Raw genomic sequence first — 20,241 nt, 5'->3', positions numbered from 1 at the left:
CCTGATTTACCCCATATCCAAGTTGTCAGCCTAAGCATTTTATGGGATAACTAGCAGGAAGAAAGCCGCTGTTTGAGTGATTACAATTAGGCCCGTAGGCCATGCTTCACTTTTTCAGACTGCATAGCATACTGACTTTGGGAGAACTGCTCAGGTGACCAAACAGTTTCTGACACATCGTTGTCTGATTGCACCACCGCATGCGAATGATGATTTTTTTGCACAGACGGTCATTTATCTCGCGCGTCATGATGAAGATGGTGCCCAAGGCATCATTATCAATCGACCTGCCGGCATTCAAATTAAAGAATTGCTGAATGATCTTGATATTGAAGCAGACAATGTCAATCCGCATGAAGTATTACAAGGCGGCCCTTTACGCCCTGAGGCCGGTTTTGTCTTGCATACTGGTCAGCCGACCTGGCATTCCTCCATCGCCGTAGGTGAAAATGTCTGCATTACCACTTCCAAAGATATTCTGGATGCCATTGCGCATAATGAAGGGGTCGGTCGCTATCAGATTGCCCTCGGTTATGCCAGTTGGGGCAAACACCAGCTGGAACAGGAAATTGCCCGTGGTGACTGGCTGATTTGTGATTCCGATATGGATCTGATTTTTAACCTCCCTTATAACGACCGTTGGGACGCTGCCTATAAAAAAATGGGTGTAGACCGCAACTGGTTATCTTCCGAGATTGGACATGCCTGATGTAAACGTGCCACAAACCATTATGGCGTTTGATTTTGGTACACAAAAAATGGGAATGTCAGTTGGACAATCCCTGATTGCAAGTGCCAATCCCCTGCCCTTATTTCCCATGAAAGACGGCATTCCGAACTGGGATGAACTGCTCAAAATAGTAAAAAGCCATCAACCGAATCTATTTCTGGTCGGTTTGCCACTGAATATGGATGATAGTGAATCGGAGCTTTCGACACGGGCACGTAAATTTGCGCGCCGTTTACGGCACCAGACCAATATTGCAACCTTGATGGTGGATGAGCGTCTGACCACCCGTGAAGCACGCGATGAGCTGGATCATTATCAGGCGCAAGGTCGCGGCAAGAAACTTTCTGCTGATAGTATCGCCGCAGCCTTATTGATTGAAAGTTGGTATCGCCATCCTGCCGGAATCACCCCTTAAACTGCTGATGAAATTTTAAAATCAGCATCCTTTGGGATGCTTTTTTATGCCTAAAAACATGATTTAAGGATAAAAATAACGAAAGGTCAGGTTAATTCTGGGTGTCAAAACTTTGCTACTTTTACCAATGCTGTGTTTCCAGTACTGCTGGGTCTGGCCGCGCATTACAATCAGTTGGCCACTGTGTAACAGTAACTCGACTTTATCCCCGTGAGTTTTATGTTTAAAACTCATTTTACGGATCGCGCCCAGACTCAGAGAAGCAATGACATTTTCCCGAGAACTTCCTGTATATAAGGCAGGCTCATCATCACTATGCCAGCCCAAGCCTTGTGAACCATCTTCATATAAATTGGCCAGACAGGAATTAAAGGGATGACCCACCAGCTGTTCAATATGCTGTTTTAAACGCAATAATCCCGGGGGCCACAACTGAGCTTGCTTGAGCGTCCCCGAATAGCGATATTGATAGTGCGCATCGCCATACCAGACCACCTTGCGTGCTGTGATATAGTGCTTGCCGAACAACCGTACTTCATCATGTTGCCAGGCCAACTGGCTCAGAAAATACTGCAAATACTGCTGGCTTTGCGCCTGATCCAGAATCAGACCATAGTCCTCCACCACCCCATCAAAGGGTAAGATATTCGTTTCAGGTTGGGGCGCAAATAAATCTAAAGTCATCTCAATTAGACCCAGTATCTTACTGAAAATACTGACATTGACTTTGAAAAAGTACAACCAGATTTCACAAATGACTACAAGATTTGCTCTTGTGACTTGTCCTGTTCCTGCCTAAACTGAATTTAACTTTCACAATAAAAATAATCCTTTATGAACTTATGGCAGCTGTTTCAGAAACTTCGTCCCTTTGTTCAGCCCTATCGGGTGCTGGTCATTGCCACGCTGATTTTGACCCTGATCGGTTCCTTTACCGCACAGGTCAATGCGCTGACCCTGCAATATGCAGTCGATAGTATCAATGCGCTGCTGGAACAAGGTCAGGGACTGGAGCAAGGCTGGCATATTCTGATTACGATTTCAGCGATCTTGCTCGGTAAAGAGATTATCAATGCCTTTGTCCAGTTCGGCCAGAAGTTCTATGGAGAAAAGCTACGGATTTTTGTTTCTCAGGATCTGGCCCAAGGAATTATTGAAAAATTCTTAAAATATCGTCTGGAATTTTTTAATCAGGAAAATAATCAGGCCGGAAAATTACAGACCCGTATTGATCGTGGTATCGGCTCACTGACCCGTCTGGTACAGATCTTCTTTATTGATATTTTACCGTTATTTACCAGCGCAATTGTGGCTTTGGGCCTGATGTACTATGCTAATATGTATGTTGGTCTAGTGGCCACCGCCATTGTCCCAATCTATTTCTGGCTGACCTATAAACAGGCACAAAAGCTCGGTGGTTGGCGCCGCAGTTTAAGAGATGGCCGCGAGAAAAAGAGTCAGGGTATTCTCAGTATTATTAATTCAATTACCGTGATCAAATCCTTTAACCGGGAAGCGATTGAGTCGGAAAAGCAGCTAGGATTGCAACGCGAACTGACCGACAACCAGATGAAAACCCGTCAGACCAGTTTCCTGTTTGATGGTCTGAAAACGTTCCTGGAACAGATCGGCATTGTGCTGATTATTATTCTGACCTCTTATTTTGTGCTGGATGGCCAGATGAGTATCGGCATGATCATGTTTCATGTGCTGCTGTTTAATAATGTCTCCGCCCCGATTCGCTCACTGCACCGGATTTATGATGAAGTGAATGATGCCATGATCTATTCAGAAAGCTTCTTTAAGATTCTGGAAGCGGATCAGGAAATTGAACAAAGTGGTCAACAAAAACCGCAAGTGACTGGTAAATTTGAACTGACTGGGGTGAATTTTTATTATCCGAATGGCCATCATGCCCTGAAAGATATTGAGATGGAAATTCGTCCGAATAAGATCACGGCTTTGGTCGGCTTATCCGGTGCGGGGAAATCTACCCTGATCAGCCTGCTGGATAAATTTTATGAGCCGCAACAAGGCCAGATTAAACTGGATGGCATTGACCTGAAAGACTATGACACCCAATTTTTGCGTGATCATATTGGTCTGGTGTTGCAGAAAAATCATATTTTTCAAGGCACCATTTTTGAGAATATCCGTTATGGCAAAACTACAGCTTCAATGGACGATGTCATTGAGGCGGCAGAAAAAGCCTCGATTCATGCGCAGATTTTACAGTTACCGGATGGCTATGATAGTGATGCCCTCATGCTGTCTGGCGGACAGCAGCAACGCATTGCCTTGGCGCGGATGTTCCTGAAAAATCCACCGATTATTTTTCTGGATGAACCGACGGCGAGTCTGGATGCCATCGCCACCGAACAGATCAAGCAAAGTCTGGATCAAATCAAGCAAGGCCGTACCGTGATCATCATTTCACATAGCCTGTCGCAAATTATTGACGCGGATTATACCTATGTGATGAAAGAGGGAAGGATTGCCGAACATGGTGAGCACGCTCAGCTTTATCATCAGCAAGGCGTGTATAAGGAAATTTTTGATGCCATGGCCAAGAGCCTGAATATTGAAAAAATCGCCAAGACTTTTGAGGATGATGCCGAGGAAGAAACCCATAGTTAGAGCCTCTTCCAAGCCAATAAAAAAAACCTCCGAGCTGGAGGTCTTTTATTGAGAGATAATTGTTTTTAACGCTGAACTTTTTGCTCAATTTCTTCAACGCTAGTATGACGTACGTCAAAACCTTTGACCATATAGATCACCTGTTCAGAAATATTCCGGGCATGGTCGCCAATTCTTTCGAGTGAACGAAGCACCCATAGTACATTGATAACACGACTAATATGTCGCGGATCTTCAATCATATAGGTCATGAGGGTACGTGTTGCTGACTGGTATTCACGGTCGATATCCGCATCTGCCAACATCACTTTTAAGGCCTGATCTACATCCAGACGTGCAAAAGCATCCAGTGCATCATGAATCATCACCCGAACCTGGTTGCCAATATGCCGGGTTTCCATATAACCGCGCGGCGAGCTACCCTCTTCGCTCAGGCTTTGTGCAATCCGGCCTATTTTAGATGCTTCATCACCAATACGCTCAAGATCGGTATTGGCCTTGGACATGGCAAGCACCATCCGTAAATCAATCGCAGCAGGATGACGGCGTGCCAGAATCAGGGTCAGTGCTTCATCAATGTCTCTTTCCATCTGATTGACAACATTGTCCTGAAACTGCACATCAATCGCCATGGCGACATCGGTATCCAGTAAGGCATGAATGGCGTTGGCCACCTGCTGTTCCACCAGTCCGCCCATGGTCATGAATTTGGTATTGACGTCCTGCAACTCTTCATTAAATTGCGAAGAAATGTGATGACTTAACACAGGATTATTTGGACACAAGGAAGTCTACTCCTGAAACGGCATATAGCGATGATCAATAATAAAGCACATTAAAGCATATTTATGATGAAAGTTTGATGACAATCGTAGCGTCATCTGGGCTGAGGTGAATCATATTCGATCAGCCAGGCATTCAGCTCTGCCAGCTCCTTTTCGGTCAACTGCCCCACCGAAGCCTGCAATTGCAACACATGCAACAGATAATCATATTTGGCATTTAAATAATCGGTCTTGGCAGAAAAGGCATTACGCTGTGCCAGCAACACATCGACCATGGTTTTTAAGCCTTCCTGATATTGGGCTCTGGACGCTTGTGAGACAATTTCCGAAGAGTCCATCGCGGCTTTACGTGCATTCAGTTTGGCCTGATCGGTTTCTACCTGCATAAAGGACTGTTTCACATCGGTATTGGCTTTACGGATGGCTGCATCCAGTTGCGCTTCACTTTTTTGCACATTGACACCGGCCTGACGGATACTTTTTTGTGTGCGTCCGCCGCTAAATACATTCCAGTTCACTTCCACCCCAATCTGGTCGAAATCTCCATTGCTGGACATGATCGTGGCTGGACTTTGTTTTAAATAGCCATAGGTTCCGACCGCTTCGACCTGCGGATAGAGCGCAGCCTGCTCGACCCGTTTGGCATCTTCAGAATAGCGCTTTTGCAGACGCGCTTGCAGAATATTCAGATTCTGGCTTTGTGCTAATTCAGTCCAGGACTGCATATCACTTGGAACCGGTTTCTGAAACTGAAAATCGTTGCGTAATACCGCCAGATTTTCCTGATAAGGACCGATTAACTGTGCCAGCTGTTCTTGGGCCAGTACCAGCTGAACTTGAGTCGAAATCCGGTTGGCTTGGGCACTTTGATACTGGGCATTGGCTTCACTGACCTCACTACGCGCCACCAAACCTTCTTTCAGCTTAGCATTCATCATGCGTAACTGTTCAGACAGCGCCTGCTCTTCCTGTAAATAAGCCGTAGTCAAAGACTGCTGCCGCAAGACATTAAAATAGGCTTCGGCCACCTGTAAAATATGCTGCTGTTTTTGCAGACGCAGATTGACTTCACTGAGTTCGACCGAGGTCTTGACCTGCTTATAACCTTGCCAGGCATCCCAGCGAAATAAAGGTTGGCGTGCGGTTAAGGCCACCTGACGGCTGGTTGTACTGGAACTTTGCAACTCACCAAATTCAGCAGGCAAACCTTCAGGCTGTAAGTTGTTGACGGACTGGTTTTTACGGGTCACATTTCCAGACAAAGTCACGGTCGGCAGCAAATTGCCGCTGGCAATCCCCAGATTGAGCTGATCAGCCTGATACTGCAACACATTCGCCTGCCAGTTCGGATCATTTTGCTGGGCGCGCGCATACGCTTCTTTTAAGTCCAAGGCAAAAATCGCCGGACTAATTAATAGCAATAAACCGGCCATGACACTGAGTTTTAATTTCATTTTATAGTGTTCACCCCTAACAGCCATTCAGATTAAAAAATTCTGGCACTTTAAGCTCAGCCATACTAAAGAGATCTCTTGAATTTTTACGTATGATTTTTATTAATTTTTTAATATAAAGATCAGTTTTTATCCATCATTAATTCAATTTTCTGGCTCTAATACCGGCAATGTAACAAAGCAATTCACAATACTAAACATAGTATTTTAGTTTGATCTATACAATATCTCCCAGTAAGGCCGTTATTTTCTGAATTCACCTATATATACAGAGTCCTGAAGCATAGTGTTAATGCCATTCCCATCGATATTCAAAGCCTGTTTGCTTGCTGGTAGCGTGCTGCTTCTTGGGGGCTGCCAACAGCCTTCAGATCCACAGATCCAGGTCGAACAGACTGAGACGAAGCAAACGCAAAGTCCAGTCAGTGACTTTAGCCTCATGTGCCAGAATATTGAAAAAAATATGTCCCAGATTAATGACCAGCGCACGACGTTTGCGCTGGAACAAATTAATCAGGATCTTAAAGTGTGCCTGCCGTTGATGGAATTGGCGGAGCAGAAGCACCTGATGCAACGCTCTACCGAAATGTATCAGCGCTTTTTAAAGGTGGATCGCACCGAGTTCCAGCAACGCGCCTTTGAGCAGTATGCACTGGAAATGGCCCAGCATCCGACCATTCAGCATGCGCATTTTCAACAGCTCACCTCACGTGACCAGTATCTGTTAAAACACAAGGGGCAGGCTTATGTAGAACTGCTGGATCTGGGGGATGGCACTTTACATTATCGCCGCAGTCCGGAATATCTGGCGCGTATTTTTGCCCCTTATTTACCGGCCGCTGAAAAAGCCTTTATTGAAAATCTGGCGGAACAGAATATGGAACCGGTGCTGGTGGAAAAACGCCTGCAGATTGAAGCCGCTGATATTGCAGCCCGCAGTCTGCTTTGGGAAGACTATCTCAAGACTTATCCGAATAGCAGTTATAAACGCGATGCTGAATATCTGCTGAAGCAATACACCTATTTCCTGTTTAGAGGTACCGAGCAATCGCCGGTGTCTGAAGATTATCACGATCGTTATGCCGTGGATACCAGTCATCTGGAAACCATTATCGGGCTGTCGAGTGGCCAGAAATCAACGCTGTCCACACAGGCACGCCTGTTTCTGGAATTTCTAGACATGACTCCGGAACAGCGCCAGCAAACCTTGCCTGCCGATTATAGAAACCGTTCGGAAGCAGAACAGATTCTGTACTATGCCCAGATCAGTCCGCCCTCACAAAAATACGATAAGGACTGCTTTACCGATGCCATCTGTATCTAGTTGGGATCAGTTTCACCTTCAATCAGTAGGACCATGTCTAAATCAATCCTCGCTTAAAGTTGAGCGATTTAGACCTGTTTATTCTGCCTAAACTGAGCTAAGCTTTAGCCTCGCTTGACGGAGCGCGAGTAATGCCTCGCTGAGATCATGTGATTCCTTTTATCATTATCAGGAATTGAGCATGAGTACCGTTGAACCTGATCAGGTTAATACCTGCGTAGGAATCAAGCCAGCTAAAAACCCAGCCCTTGCTTTATCTGTTCAGGATAAATCTGCCTACGTTTTTGGTCGTGCTTGATTCGTTGATGTCATTCATAAGGATCATAGCCATGAACCAGTTAACGAATCTTTCTTCTGAAACTACTCTCTCTGCTCATGAACAGGAAGCACGCGATTTAACGCGAATTTTGCCTGCTTCACGTAAAGTCTATTTGCAAGGTTCCTGTCCTGATATTCAGGTACCCATGCGGGAAATTTCCTTAAGTGAAACCCCAACCAGTCTGGGCGGTGAACATAATCCACCGTTGATGGTGTATGACACCTCTGGTGTGTATACCGACCCCAATGTGACGATTGACCTGAACAAAGGTCTGCCGAATATTCGTGAAAACTGGATTGAACAGCGCAATGATAGCGAAATTCTGGATCAGCTCAGTTCTGAATTTGGTCGCCAGCGTTTACGCGATATCCGCACCGCTGCGATCCGTTTCGCGCATATTCAAAAACCGCGTAAAGCCAAACGTGGCCGCAACATCACTCAGATGCATTATGCCAAGCAAGGCATCATCACACCGGAAATGGAATACATTGCTATTCGTGAAAACCTGCGTCAACTCGATGGTGTCGATATGCGCCAGCATCCGGGCCAGAATTTTGGTGCAAAAAACCTGACTGAAATTACGCCAGAATTCGTGCGTCAGGAAGTCGCAGCCGGCCGCGCGATTATTCCGGCCAATATCAATCATCCGGAACTGGAACCGATGATTATCGGGCGTAATTTTCTGGTCAAAATCAATGCCAATATCGGTAATTCTGCACTCGGTTCAAGTATCGAAGAAGAAGTCTCGAAAATGACCTGGGCCACGCGCTGGGGTGCAGACACGATCATGGATCTTTCGACTGGCCAAAATATTCATGAAACCCGGGAATGGATTATCCGCAACTCTCCTGTACCAATTGGAACCGTACCGATCTATCAGGCACTGGAAAAAGTCAATGGTGTGGCCGAAGACCTGACCTGGGAGATCTTTAAAGACACCCTGATTGAACAGGCTGAACAAGGTGTGGACTATTTCACCATTCATGCCGGCGTGCTTTTAAGATATGTACCGCTGACTGCCAACCGTTTGACCGGTATCGTATCGCGTGGCGGTTCGATCATGGCGCAGTGGTGTCTGGCACATCATCAGGAAAATTTCCTATACACCCATTTTGATGACATCTGCGAGATCATGAAAGCCTATGATGTGTCTTTCAGTCTCGGGGATGGTTTGCGTCCCGGCTGTGTGCAGGATGCCAATGACGAAGCACAGTTCGCTGAACTGAGAACCTTGGGTGAACTGACCCATCGTGCCTGGGAACATGATGTACAGGTAATGATTGAAGGTCCGGGGCATGTCCCAATGCACATGATCAAGGAAAATATGGACCTGCAACTGGAAGTCTGTAAAGAAGCGCCCTTCTATACCCTTGGGCCTTTAACTACGGATATCGCCCCGGGTTATGACCATATTACTTCAGCCATTGGTGCTGCGATGATTGGCTGGTATGGTACCGCGATGCTGTGTTATGTCACGCCTAAAGAGCATCTCGGCTTGCCGAATAAAAAAGATGTCAAAGACGGCATTATTACTTACAAGATTGCCGCGCATGCTGCCGATCTGGCCAAAGGACATCCGGGTGCACAGGCCCGGGATAATGCCCTGTCCAAAGCCCGTTTTGAGTTCCGCTGGGAAGACCAGTTTAACTTGAGTCTGGATCCGGATACCGCCCGCAGTATGCATGATGAAACCATGCCCAAAGCAGCCCATAAATCTGCACATTTCTGTTCCATGTGTGGACCGAAGTTCTGTTCAATGAAGATTAGCCAGAATGTTCGCGATTATGCCAATCAGCAGGCCAAGCCTGATCAGCCGGCAAGCTCTCAGGCCGAAATTGAAGCAGGTATGGATCAGATGAAAGCCAGCTTCCATAAGTCTGGCCAAAATCTGTACCATAAACTATAAAACTTTAAAAAAAACAGTTGTCTTCAAAAAAAACTCAGATAGGATGAAAATAAATCAATTCATTCTATCTGAGCATATGAATATTATTAAACAGGCCTCTTATAATAAAAAAGACTTTCGCATAGAGGCACGTGAGTTTTTGTACCGGGGATTTATTCAGGTGGAAAAAGTCAGCCTGCGACACCGTTTATTCCAGCAGGACAGCTCGACGCCTATTTTGCAACGTGAGCTGATTCACCGGCCAGAAGCAGCGGGTGTGCTGCTCTATAACCATCAACAGCAGAAATTCGGCCTGATTGAACAGTTCCGGATTGGCGGACTGGACGATGTCGATTCACCGTGGCAACTCGAAGTGATTGCTGGTGTTCTGGATGGCGATGAAGCGCCTGAAGCGTGTATCCGTCGCGAAGCACTCGAAGAATCAGGCTGTACTCTGGATGAGCTACAGCACATTTTCAGCTTCTATCCTTCCGCCGGAGCATGTTCTGAGCTTTTCCATTTATATGTGGCCCAGACCGAATTGCCTGAACAGGGCGGTATTTTTGGCATGCCGGATGAAGGGGAAAATATCCAGCTGCATATTCTGGATTATGCCGATATTCCGTCCTTGCTCACGAATGGTCGCTTAAGAAATGCACCTGTCATTATGGCCTTGCAATGGTTGCAACAACATATTCATACTGCAGGAATATGTCTAAGGGGAAAGACATGAGTTTTCAGCAGTCAAGCACAGACACGCAGCCGGATTGGACCATTATCCAGATTTCTGATACCCATTTGATGGATCGGGAAGAGCTGGAATTTGCCCGGATGAATCCCGAGCAGAGTTTTCATGAGGTGATGCAGCAGATTCAGCAGCGCTTTCGCAAAATGGATGCGCTGATTCATACCGGTGATCTGGCCCAGGTGCCGGTCGAACAGACTTATCAGCGTTATTTAGACTTTATCCAGTCCTTAAACGTGCCGCATTATCAGATTCCGGGTAATCATGATGACACCCGGATCTTTCCGTTTCATCAGAATGCCAATCAGGTACATGCGATTCATTTTGGTAGCTGGACCATGATTTTGTTGAATAGTGCGGTTCAAGGCAAGGTTGATGGCTGGGTGGAACAAGCTCAGCTTGATCAATTGAACCAATTATTGCTTGAGTTTAAGCATCAGCATGTCATCATCGCTTGTCATCATCACCCTTTTGCGATGAAATCGCACTGGATTGATCAGCACCGGCTGAAAAATGCTGAAGATTTAAAAGATGTCTTGGCACGGCACCAGAATATAAAGTTGGTCTTGTTTGGTCATGTGCATCAGGATTCCTGTAATGAATGGCATGGTATCTATTTTTTATCCACGCCATCGACCAGTGTGCAGTTCAAACCTAAAAGCCAGGATTTCGCGCTAGATCAGGCGGCGCCCGGTTATCGTGTATTACATTTGCAACAAAATGGTGAGTTTGATACCTATATTGAACGGGTGGCATTGAGCCAGCAAAATATTAATACCGAAATTTCAGGTTATTAACTTTTCAATTTGTTTTTTTTGCATTACTTTATTGCAACCAAAGGAAATGTGATATGCATAGTCCAGACATCAAAGACTATCAATAAGCATAAAAAGTCTATATGATGACGGCCCCCATAGGAGGATAATCTTTCTACAGGGTGGATAAAAAACTGCATATCACCATATTTTTTGCGTAGCAATCATACGCATAGATGAGGAATGCCCTAAATGGCGAATGACAACCAAAATCAAGTCTTAGACAATCAAACTGATGTTGTAGAAGAGAAAGCTGCAAAGCGCGTACGCAAATCTAAGCCTAAAACGACTGACGGTGGTTCTACTGCTAGCTTATTTGGTATTGAACCTTATCAACCTAAAAAAAATGAAGAATACATGTCTGAAGGTCAGCTTCAGCATTTCCGCCAAATCCTGCTGGCCTGGAAAGCTGAGTTGATGTCAGAAGTGGATCGTACCCTGAATACGATGCAAGACGAAAATACTGCTCTTCCAGATGTGAATGACCGTGCGACTCAGGAAGAAGAGTTTGCGATTGAGTTACGTACCCGTGACCGTGAACGTAAACTGATTCGTAAAATCGAACAGTCGATCGAAGCAATCCAGAATGATGACTATGGTTTCTGTGAAACTTGTGGTATCGAGATTGGTCTGCGTCGTTTAGAAGCACGCCCAACGGCTACTTTATGTATTGACTGCAAAACTCTTGCAGAAATCAAAGAGAAGCAAAATAACGGTTAAGCATGTCGTTAAGTAATCCCTCCCTGACTCTCCCTTTAATAAAGGGAGAGAAAGCTGAAGTGAATTACGTGGGTCGGTTCGCGCCATCGCCAACCGGCCCTTTGCATTTTGGCTCCCTCATTACCGCAGTCGCCAGTTACTGCGATGCCAAAGCCAATCAAGGCACATGGCTGGTTCGGATTGAAGATACCGATATTCCCCGCATTTATCGCGGCAGCGAAGAGCATATCCTGCGTGCCATGGATGCCTTTCAGCTTGAACCTGATGCCGAAATCATTTTTCAGAAAGACCGTTTAGATATTTACGAAGACGTCATCCAGCAATTGCGTCAGCAAGGTCTGGTCTATGCCTGCCAATGCACCCGTAAAATGCTCGGTTCCAATCATATCTATCAGGATACCTGCCGCGACTTGGGTCTGGCTTTTGAGCATCAGGCCATTCGCCTAAAAGTTGAAGATGTTGAAATCTGTTTTGAAGACCGGCTGCAGGGTCGGCACTGTTCAGAACTAAAAAAAGATCTGGGGGACTTTGTCTTAAAACGTCGTGATGGCATTATTAATTACCAGCTGGCTGTAGTGGTCGATGATTATCTGCAAGGTATGACCCATGTGGTACGTGGGGCTGATCTTTTAGATAATACCGAACGGCAAATCTATTTGGGGCAGTTACTCGGTTATCCGCAGCTGAGCTATATGCATCTGCCGCTGGCAATGAATGATCAGGGACAAAAACTGTCGAAACAAAATCTGGCCCAAGCACTGGATTTAATTCAGGCGCCACAATTATTAAAACAGGCACTTCAGGCTTTGCATCAGGCTGAAGTTGATTTAGATGCTCCGCAACGGATGCTGCAACAGGCAGTGGCGCAATGGGATATCGAGCGGATTCCACATACAACTGAGCTACAAGGTCACTATTTATAAAAACAGCTTTTCACTTAAGCTAGACTTCTAGAATGAAAAATAGATAGGAAGAAGAGTATGTTTTTTATTTTTGGCGTCGGCCCTAAAACCAAAACGATTGAGAAAAGTCAGTTTCTGTGTCCGGTCTGCCGTACCCGTTCGGGCTATGAGCTGAAACAGCAGCGTAATTATTTTTCTTTATTTTTTATTCCCTTAATTCCACTTTCCAAGCCTAAAACTGCTTTTGTGACCTGTTCCAATTGCGGAACCGCAATGCCGAGCACGGTACTGGACCATGCTCAGCTAGAGCCAGGACGAAACTCGAATCTAGAAGCTTGACTCTTCACGGCTTGGATTGACCTGACGCGTGGTCGAATCAATTTTCAGAATCAGACTGATCATGACCGCACAGATAATCAGGGATGAACCGCCATAACTAATAAATGGCAAGGTCAAACCCTTGGTCGGCAACATGCCCATATTCATGCCAGCATTCACTAGAATCTGTAACAGGAAAATGATACTGATGCCATAAGCCAGATAGCCGGCACGCAGATATTGATGCTGCAAGGCACGATGCCCGATACGGATACAGCAAACCAGCATGGTGAAGGACAGGATCAGGATGGTCGAGATGCCTAAAAAGCCAAATTCTTCACCCAAAATTGCCAGCATGAAGTCGGTATGTGCTTCAGGCAAATAAGACATTTTCTGGATACTATGCCCCAAGCCTACCCCTGCCCATTCACCACGGCCAAAGGCCATCAGGGCATTGGAGAGCTGATAACCGGTGCCTAGCGGATCTTCCCAAGGATTCGAGAAAGACAGCAGACGTTGCAAACGATACGGTTCCAACAGAATCGCGGCAGCAAAGGCTCCGACCAAGGTCATAAAAGCCACACCGAACTGAATCCACGGCGCACCCGCCAGAAAGAACACGCCAAGCATGGTTAAGGTAATTACCACGGTTGCACCCAAGTCAGGCTCGAGAATAATCAAACCGACGGTTGCACCCATGATGGCACTTAAACGGACCAGACCCTTGATATTATTCCGTACTTCTTCAGCACGGCGCACCACGTAATCTGCGGTAAAAATTGCCATCATTACTTTAGCGACTTCCGAAGCCTGCAAGGTGAAACCAGCGACCCGAATCCAGCGCTTGGAACCATTAACTTCTGTCCCGACAAATAGCACAGCTACCAAAAGTACGATGGTAATAATCCACAAAAAGAAAGTGTTATTAAACCAGACTTTTAAGGGGATTTTATAAGCCAGCAAAGCTGCTATGGCAGCAACAAAAATTGAAATTCCGTGCCGGCTAATATAATGAAACGGATTTTCGTGCATACGTTCTGCATAGGGCATCGAGGCAGATGCCACCATGATCGAACCGATACAGAGCAAAGCCAATACACAGAAAATCAGCACATTCCGTAGATTCACTTCAGCAGGTATTCTGGGTACCCACTGCGTATAAAATTGATTTAATTTATTGATCGTAGTCTGAGCAAACCCAGCCATATCACGAATCCTTGTTATTCTTAATTGAGTTCATTCACATACGCAACAAACTTGCGGCCACGCTCAGGATAACCCGAGAACATATCAAAACTTGCACATGCAGGAGACAATAGCACGACATCATGTGCCTGGGTGTGCTTTTGGCAGATTTCTACCGCCTGCTGCAGGCTGTCCGCATGGATCAGTTCAGTCGTGCCCGCAATTGCCGCTTCAATGACGGGACGATCTTCACCGATCAATACCGCCACTTTGGCATATTTGCTTAATGATTCACGCAAGGCTTTGAAATCCTGACCCTTACCTTGTCCACCAAGAATAATCGCGACCTTACCGCCTTGGGTTTCAATCGCCATCCCCAGACCGTCCAGCGCCGCCAGGGTTGCACCGATATTGGTGCCTTTGGAGTCGTTATAATAACGTACGCCATGCACTTCCTTAACAAATTCACAGCGATGTTCCAGCCCCTTAAAAGTCTTTAAGGTGTTCAGCATGCTTTCTAGTGGCAGGCCAATCGCTTCACCCAGCGCCAGACAGGCCAAGGCATTGGCAACATTATGCGTGCCCTGCATATACATCTCGCTACTTTTCAGCAGACGCTCACGACCACGCGCCAGCCAGATACTACCATCAGTATCCTTAAGAATACCGTACTGGTTCATATCTGGTGCATTCAGGCCGAAGCTTTGCATCGGTGTTACGTCCGGTACCAATGGACGGGTCAAAGAGTCATCACGGTTATAGACGACTTTTTTCACACCCTGGAAAATCCGGTGTTTCGCCGTGTGATAACCCATCATATCGCCATGACGGTCCAGATGATCTTCACTCATGTTCAACACCACCGCGACTTCAGCCGCCAGATTTGAGGTGGTTTCCAGCTGAAAACTGGACAGCTCGAGTATATACAGCTCAGGATCATCTTTGGTTAGGTCTAGCGCAGGACGGCCTAAGTTACCACCGACGGCAACTTTTTTGCCTGCATCTGCTGCCATCAGGCCAATCAAGGTCGTCACGGTACTTTTGGCATTAGAACCGGTAATCGCCACGATAGGCTTATCCGTAGCACGGCGTAAAATCTGGATTTCACTGACTACGGGAATACCCTTGTTGATGGCTGCCTGAATTTCAGGAAGTTTAGGATCAAGTCCTGGGCTGATCACGATTTCTTCCGCAGACAACAACAGCTCGGCATCAAACTGACCGAAACTGGTCTGAACTTCAGCGGGTATCTGCTCATGCCCTGGCGGGTTAGCTCTAGAATCTGTTACTGCAACGCGGTAGCCCTGACTATGCAAGAAATTGACTGCTGCAACACCTGATATTCCGAGTCCTGCAACGACTTTTAACCCACCACGTTGTATTAACATTTTCGCCCCATATTTTGGTCTATTTTGAAACTGACGAAATGGTAGCACTTTGCTGTTTTGAATGCCTTTTCTGATTGGCTTTTCTGCACATTTTTTTTGTGTCCATGCGTAAAAAAACCGTCATGATCATGACGGTTTTTGAAATTTAGCCAGAAAAGGAAATTATTTCCATTTCACCGCTTGTTGAGCCGGCTTTACGTCTGAACCTTTTTCTGAAACTGGACAGGCACAGTTGCCACCACAGCCTGCAGCCATACCCGGTTGCAGCCATTTGGCCAGACGCTTCCAGCCCTTGGCTGCACAGGCATCAGACAGCTTCTGGAAGACTGAGTTAGAGGTGTTCGGAAACACCTTTTTGAATACTACCAGCATGCTCCAAAGCACCAGTGCTGTCACAATTAGAATTTCAATCATCTCAATCTCCCATACATATACAATGCAGCACACTCAATTGGCCAAGGCCAAACTGAGATTTAGCCCAAATAATATGAAGCAATTTGATAAGTCAGGAATGACATGAAATATGCCAGACCAAACAGGTAAATGGTCATGATACTGACAGTTTTCCAGGAACCGGTTTCACGTTTAACTGTTGCCAGAGTCGCCAGACAATGTGGTGCATAAATAAACCACACCAGCAAAGACAAACCTGTCGCCACTGACCAGCCCAGATCACCTCCACCGCTAATTAGCGCAGCTAGACCTTCAGACATCGCATCTTCATCAACAGCCGACATCGCATAGACTGTACCCAGTGCTGCAACGACCACTTCACGCGCTGCCATCGCCGGAATCAGGGCAATACAGATCTGCCAGTTAAAACCGAGCGGTGCAAAGATCGGCTGCATCAGATGACCGAGCATCCCTGCCAATGAATAATCAATGGCCGGCAAGGTTGCCCCTTCTGGTGGCTGTGGGAAAGTACACAAGAACCACAGTACAATCGATAAGGCGAAGATGATGCCACCGACACGTTTCAAGAAGATTTTGCCGCGATCCAATAACCCGATCCAAACGTTCTTCAAGTCCGGAAAACGGTAGCTTGGCAGTTCCATCAGCAGCATGTGCTGTGATTTATCTTTGTGGAAGAATTTCAACACAAAAGACACCAGCAAAGCACTTACGATACCCGCCATATACAGACCGAAGAGCACCAGACCTTGCAGATTCAGGAAGCCCCAGACAGTTTGTGCCGGTATAAATGCCGCAATCAGCAAGGCATAAACCGGCAAACGCGCCGAACAGGTCATTAAAGGTGCAACAAAAATCGTGGTTAAACGATCTCGTGGATCACTAATGGTCCGCGATGCCATAATCCCCGGAATGGCACAGGCAAAGCTGGACAATAACGGAATAAAGGCACGTCCTGACAAACCGGCTTTAAACATCAGTTTATCGAGCAAGAATGCTGCACGCGGTAAATAACCCGATTCTTCTAGTACTAAAATAAAGAAGAACAGAATCAGAATCTGTGGCAGGAACACCACCACGCCACCGGCACCGGCAATAATCCCGTCCACCACCAGGCTATTCAGTAATGGGTGCGAAATATATTCGCCGAGGAACTCACCCAGCCAGCCAAAGAAGGATTCAATCCCATCCATAAACGGCGCAGCCCAGGCAAATACCGCCTGGAAAATCACGAACATCATCACGGCCAGACTAATTAAGCCCAATACCGGATGCAGAAAAATCTTGTCAAGAAAATCTGTACGTTTATCTTCCTGATCGACGAAATTAACCACGTCATTCAGAATGTTTTCCACGCGCTGGTGACTGTCACCTTTCAAGCCGCTGAGTTCGGTCTGTGGTACAGAATACTTGCCTTGATCCAGCGCATTTTTCAGGTTTTCAATCCCTGAATTGCGCACAGCCACCGTTTCTACCACAGGTACGCCCAGTCGCTCAGACAGCTTCTGGGTATTGATCTGCATGCCACGACGGCGTGCTTCATCCATCATGTTCAGCACAACCAGCACCGGACGACCCAGTGCAATCATTTCCAGCACCAGACCCAGATGCAGTTTCAGATTGGTGGCATCTACCACACATAAAAATGCATCCTGCTCCTGCTCTTCCGCAATTTTACCTTGTACGACGTTGCGGGTGATTTCTTCATCCGGACTGGTTGCATCCAGACTATAGGTTCCCGGCAAATCCAGTACCCGTACCGCTTTGCCTGAGGCAAGCTGAAACGTACCGACTTTACGTTCAACCGTCACACCCGCATAGTTACCGACTTTTTGGCGCGTTCCGGTTAAATGGTTGAATAATGAAGTTTTACCGCAGTTAGGGTTACCGACAAGGGCAATACGTAATGTATCACTCATGCCGACACCGCCTGTTCGATTTCAATTTTGGCTGCTTCTGATTTACGCAAAGCAAAACGTGTGAATCCAACTTGAATCAAAATGGGATCTCCACCAAAAATACCTTTAGTAATGACCTGTACCTTTGTACCTGGTACAAAGCCTAAAGTTTCCAAACGACTCGCGACGACATCGTGTAGAGCACTTTCACCATCAGTTGTTCGACTCACTTTTCGAATGATGGCAATTTGTTTTGCTTTTAAATCAGACAAACGCACCGTGAAATTCCTAAACTATTTTGTACAGTATACAAACAAATGAGAATAATTAACAAATAAGATTAATTACATTTCGATTTAGCCTTATACCACATCGACACTGTCATAAAATTAAACTACAGTGGAGAATACCAATCCCGATTATCGCTTTTTCAGATCAGATCCTTTCACCCTATGCTGAATAAAAAACCCCGTATTCCTGCCCCTGTCCAGATTCCTGATGCGTTCAGTTATTTACAGGGTTTTCGTGATTATCTGATTGCGCAAACGGTCAGCCCGCATACCCGCAATGCCTATTTGTCCGATCTGGTGCAATGTGCAGAATGCCTGAGCAAGCCTCTACCGGAATGGAATCATGATGATATTTCCGATGTACTGATTGCGCTGACCAAACAGCAAAAAAGCCCACGTTCGATTGCCCGCTGCCTGTCTGCCTTGCGTTCATTTTATAAATTTCTGCGTGAGCAAAAACTGCGTAGCGACAATCCGGTGGCTGCACATAAAACCCCAAAACTGGGCCGGGCCTTACCCAAAGATCTCTCCGAAGCAGATGTCGAAGCCTTAATTCATGCCCCTAATATCAACACGGCATTAGGACTGCGTGATCGAGCCATGTTCGAAGTGCTGTATGCCTGCGGACTCCGGGTGACCGAACTGATTAACTTACGTCTGGAACTGATCAACTTAAAACAGGGGTATTTACGTATCGTCGGTAAGGGCAATAAAGAACGTCTGGTGCCGATGGGACAAATGGCTTGTGAATGGGTAGAAAAATATCTGAACGAAGCCCGTCCGCAACTGTATAAGACTTCGACCGATTATCTGTTTCTGACCCAGCATGGCGGCATCATGAGCCGGCAGAATTTCTGGTATGCGATTAAGCGTTATGCGCTGCAGGCCGGCATTCAGTCCGAACTGTCACCGCATACCTTACGTCATGCCTTTGCGACACATTTACTCAATCATGGCGCAGACTTACGCGTAGTGCAGATGTTGCTCGGGCATAGTGATCTGTCTACCACCCAGATTTATACCCATGTGGCACAGGTACGGATGCAACAGCTGCATGCCACCCATCATCCACGTGCTTAAAACATATCCGGATGGAATAAACTGAGAAGTTTGACGTGTGGGTATTTTTTTTTGTTATGCTAATACTCTGTTTTTAATCCAAGAAGAAAAGGGTTTTTTATGACATTTGCCCGCTCAAAAATTTTTATGGCTTGCACACTTGCTGCTGGTTTGGGTCTGACTGCGTGTTCCAATTCCACTAACAACGATAAAAAGCAAGAGTTGACTGCAAGCGCACCGGCGACGGGCGAAGCCTCTACCCTAACCGAACGTAATGCAGAACAGCGTCTGGCGTCTACGTTGGAAAAGCATTTCAAAACTGCTGGCATCAGTGCCAAAATTACCGACATTAAAGCCACTGAAGTTCCAAACCTGTACTGGGTGAGTCTGGAAGGCATGTCTGCGGTCTATGTCACCAGTGACGGTAAATACCTGATTCAGGGCGATGTGATCCGTCTCGGCGACAAACAGCTACACAATGTCAGCGAAAACCTGCAGGCAGGCATCAACAATAAACTCTTTGCTGAACTCAAGCCAGCAGACTTGCTGGTCTATCCAGCTAAAGGCAAAGCCAAGCATGTGGTCTATGTGTTTACCGATGTCAGTTGTCCGTATTGCCATAAATTCCATGAACAAATGGATGAGATGAATACCAAAGGCATTGAAGTGCGTTATATCGCCTGGCCGCGTGGTGAACAGCATATGCCAGCCATGGAAGCGATCTGGTGCAGTGCCGACCGCCGTAGTGCCTTTGACCAGGCGATTTCAGGCGCACAGATTAGTGCAGAGAAGTGTGAAAATCCTGTTCAAGATCAATATCAAATGGGTCTGAATATGGGCGTGAATGGCACCCCTGCCATTTATAATTCAGCAGGTACTTATCTGGGCGGTTACCTGTCTACATCGGAATTATTGAATCGGCTTAAATAACTCATTTTAATACGTTATTTAACTTTATTTT

The 20,241-nt window shown here is 46.2% G+C and carries 20 protein-coding genes and 1 riboswitch; of the genes, 12 read left to right on the top strand and 8 right to left on the bottom strand.

Going from position 1 to position 20,241, the window contains the following annotated elements:
* The first annotated feature begins 154 nt into the window (after positions 1-154).
* Positions 155-709 carry a YqgE/AlgH family protein gene (locus tag MTX11_RS00330; protein ID WP_004281085.1) on the top strand — a complete coding sequence of 185 codons (555 nt, stop codon included), beginning with the start codon at positions 155-157 and terminating at the stop codon, positions 707-709.
* Positions 702-1,145 (top strand): Holliday junction resolvase RuvX, encoded by a 444-nt coding sequence (gene ruvX, locus MTX11_RS00325; protein ID WP_243474084.1) that lies wholly within the window; start codon positions 702-704, stop codon positions 1,143-1,145. The genes MTX11_RS00330 and ruvX overlap by 8 nt, the downstream gene beginning before the upstream one ends.
* A gap of 63 nt (positions 1,146-1,208) precedes the next feature.
* On the opposite strand, the gene MTX11_RS00320 is transcribed toward ruvX, so the two are convergent.
* Complete coding sequence (locus MTX11_RS00320) at positions 1,209-1,829, bottom strand: alpha-ketoglutarate-dependent dioxygenase AlkB family protein (protein ID WP_243474083.1); 621 nt, start codon at positions 1,827-1,829, stop codon at positions 1,209-1,211.
* Positions 1,830-1,979: 150 nt separating this feature from the next.
* On the opposite strand from MTX11_RS00320, the gene MTX11_RS00315 reads away from it, so the two are divergent.
* Entirely contained in the window at positions 1,980-3,782 is a 1,803-nt protein-coding gene (locus MTX11_RS00315; RefSeq protein WP_005168969.1) for an ABC transporter ATP-binding protein, read from the top strand.
* 65 nt (positions 3,783-3,847) lie between these two features.
* On the opposite strand, the gene phoU is transcribed toward MTX11_RS00315, so the two are convergent.
* Positions 3,848-4,567, bottom strand: a complete 720-nt coding sequence (gene phoU / locus MTX11_RS00310; protein ID WP_005094412.1) for a phosphate signaling complex protein PhoU — start codon at positions 4,565-4,567, stop codon at positions 3,848-3,850.
* Between the two features lie 92 nt (positions 4,568-4,659).
* The gene (abuO, locus tag MTX11_RS00305) at positions 4,660-6,021 is read right to left on the bottom strand and encodes a multidrug efflux outer membrane protein AbuO (protein ID WP_243474082.1); all 1,362 of its coding nucleotides are present in this window, start codon (positions 6,019-6,021) and stop codon (positions 4,660-4,662) included.
* A 292-nt stretch (positions 6,022-6,313) separates the two neighbouring features.
* Between abuO and MTX11_RS00300 the strand changes: the two genes are divergently transcribed.
* The 7 genes from MTX11_RS00300 to MTX11_RS00270 all read left to right on the top strand — a co-directional run bounded on the left by MTX11_RS00300 (position 6,314) and on the right by MTX11_RS00270 (position 13,070).
* Entirely contained in the window at positions 6,314-7,345 is a 1,032-nt protein-coding gene (locus MTX11_RS00300) for a hypothetical protein (RefSeq protein WP_243474081.1), read from the top strand.
* Positions 7,346-7,453: 108 nt separating this feature from the next.
* Positions 7,454-7,586: riboswitch (TPP riboswitch) on the top strand.
* A gap of 88 nt (positions 7,587-7,674) precedes the next feature.
* Positions 7,675-9,570, top strand: coding sequence for a phosphomethylpyrimidine synthase ThiC (thiC, locus tag MTX11_RS00295; RefSeq protein ID WP_243474080.1), 1,896 nt, complete (start codon positions 7,675-7,677; stop codon positions 9,568-9,570).
* Between the two features lie 76 nt (positions 9,571-9,646).
* Entirely contained in the window at positions 9,647-10,282 is a 636-nt protein-coding gene (locus MTX11_RS00290; protein ID WP_100329423.1) for an NUDIX domain-containing protein, read from the top strand.
* Positions 10,279-11,091 (top strand): 3',5'-cyclic-AMP phosphodiesterase, encoded by an 813-nt coding sequence (gene cpdA, locus MTX11_RS00285; RefSeq protein WP_243474079.1) that lies wholly within the window; start codon positions 10,279-10,281, stop codon positions 11,089-11,091. Before MTX11_RS00290 ends, cpdA begins: the two co-directional genes overlap by 4 nt.
* 210 nt (positions 11,092-11,301) lie before the next feature.
* The gene (gene dksA / locus MTX11_RS00280) at positions 11,302-11,829 is read left to right on the top strand and encodes an RNA polymerase-binding protein DksA (protein ID WP_004281072.1); all 528 of its coding nucleotides are present in this window, start codon (positions 11,302-11,304) and stop codon (positions 11,827-11,829) included.
* Between the two features lie 2 nt (positions 11,830-11,831).
* The gene (gluQRS, locus tag MTX11_RS00275; RefSeq protein ID WP_243474078.1) at positions 11,832-12,752 is read left to right on the top strand and encodes a tRNA glutamyl-Q(34) synthetase GluQRS; all 921 of its coding nucleotides are present in this window, start codon (positions 11,832-11,834) and stop codon (positions 12,750-12,752) included.
* Positions 12,753-12,809: 57 nt separating this feature from the next.
* Entirely contained in the window at positions 12,810-13,070 is a 261-nt protein-coding gene (locus MTX11_RS00270; protein ID WP_243474077.1) for a zinc ribbon domain-containing protein, read from the top strand.
* On the opposite strand, the gene ftsW is transcribed toward MTX11_RS00270, so the two are convergent.
* The 5 genes from ftsW to MTX11_RS00245 all read right to left on the bottom strand — a co-directional run bounded on the left by ftsW (position 13,059) and on the right by MTX11_RS00245 (position 18,209).
* A complete protein-coding gene (gene ftsW / locus MTX11_RS00265; protein WP_243474076.1) occupies positions 13,059-14,255 on the bottom strand; it encodes a putative lipid II flippase FtsW in 1,197 nt (398 codons plus the stop codon). The two genes, MTX11_RS00270 and ftsW, sit on opposite strands and share 12 nt — an antisense overlap.
* A gap of 20 nt (positions 14,256-14,275) precedes the next feature.
* Positions 14,276-15,622: a UDP-N-acetylmuramoyl-L-alanine--D-glutamate ligase gene (gene murD / locus MTX11_RS00260; RefSeq protein ID WP_243474075.1), complete on the bottom strand. Its 1,347-nt coding sequence runs from the start codon at positions 15,620-15,622 to the stop codon at positions 14,276-14,278.
* A 162-nt stretch (positions 15,623-15,784) separates the two neighbouring features.
* A complete protein-coding gene (locus MTX11_RS00255; protein WP_243474074.1) occupies positions 15,785-16,036 on the bottom strand; it encodes a DUF6587 family protein in 252 nt (83 codons plus the stop codon).
* Positions 16,037-16,095: 59 nt separating this feature from the next.
* On the bottom strand, positions 16,096-17,952 hold the full coding sequence (gene feoB / locus MTX11_RS00250) for a ferrous iron transporter B (RefSeq protein WP_243474073.1): 1,857 nt from the start codon (positions 17,950-17,952) through the stop codon (positions 16,096-16,098).
* Entirely contained in the window at positions 17,949-18,209 is a 261-nt protein-coding gene (locus MTX11_RS00245; protein ID WP_004281065.1) for a FeoA family protein, read from the bottom strand. The genes feoB and MTX11_RS00245 overlap by 4 nt, the downstream gene beginning before the upstream one ends.
* 174 nt (positions 18,210-18,383) lie before the next feature.
* Here MTX11_RS00245 and xerD point away from each other — a divergent pair, with 174 nt between their 5' ends.
* Together xerD and MTX11_RS00235 are read left to right on the top strand one after the other, a co-directional pair.
* Positions 18,384-19,301: a site-specific tyrosine recombinase XerD gene (xerD, locus tag MTX11_RS00240; RefSeq protein ID WP_005101476.1), complete on the top strand. Its 918-nt coding sequence runs from the start codon at positions 18,384-18,386 to the stop codon at positions 19,299-19,301.
* 99 nt (positions 19,302-19,400) lie between these two features.
* Positions 19,401-20,210, top strand: coding sequence for a DsbC family protein (locus MTX11_RS00235; RefSeq protein ID WP_243474072.1), 810 nt, complete (start codon positions 19,401-19,403; stop codon positions 20,208-20,210).
* The last annotated feature ends 31 nt before the right edge of the window (positions 20,211-20,241 follow it).

It is taken from the genome of Acinetobacter lwoffii, assembly GCF_022809915.1.
Classification (GTDB): Bacteria; Pseudomonadota; Gammaproteobacteria; order Pseudomonadales; family Moraxellaceae; genus Acinetobacter; species Acinetobacter lwoffii_M.
The sequence above is the reverse complement of the archived record's forward strand: the minus strand, read 5'-3'. Positions and strand labels throughout refer to the sequence as shown.